This window comes from Alkalimonas collagenimarina (assembly GCF_030717845.1).
GTDB classification, from domain to species: Bacteria; Pseudomonadota; Gammaproteobacteria; order Enterobacterales; family Alteromonadaceae; genus Alkalimonas; species Alkalimonas collagenimarina.
Genome location: NZ_JAUZVZ010000077.1, coordinates 1 through 245, shown reverse-complemented (window position 1 = coordinate 245; position 245 = coordinate 1). Strand labels below are relative to the sequence as shown.

At 47.8% G+C, this 245-nt stretch carries 1 tRNA gene; it reads left to right on the top strand.

Features of this window, described 5'->3' with window-relative positions:
* The first annotated feature begins 53 nt into the window (after positions 1–53).
* Positions 54–129 (top strand) — tRNA-Ala (locus Q3O60_RS17665).
* The last annotated feature ends 116 nt before the right edge of the window (positions 130–245 follow it).

The window sequence follows — 245 nt, the reverse complement described above, 5'->3', positions numbered from 1 at the left end:
ACCCCTGATAAGGGTGAGGTCGGTAGTTCGAGTCTACTCAGACCCACCACAATGGGGTTATAGCTCAGCTGGGAGAGCGCCTGCCTTGCACGCAGGAGGTCAGCGGTTCGATCCCGCTTAACTCCACCATTTCCTTTGTTCGTCGAATTCAAATCAAAGCATTCCGCTGGAATCTTTTGATTTGAGTTTATCTCAAACTGCTCTTTAACAACTTGGCAAGCTGATAGTAGAAAGAAACAAGGTAG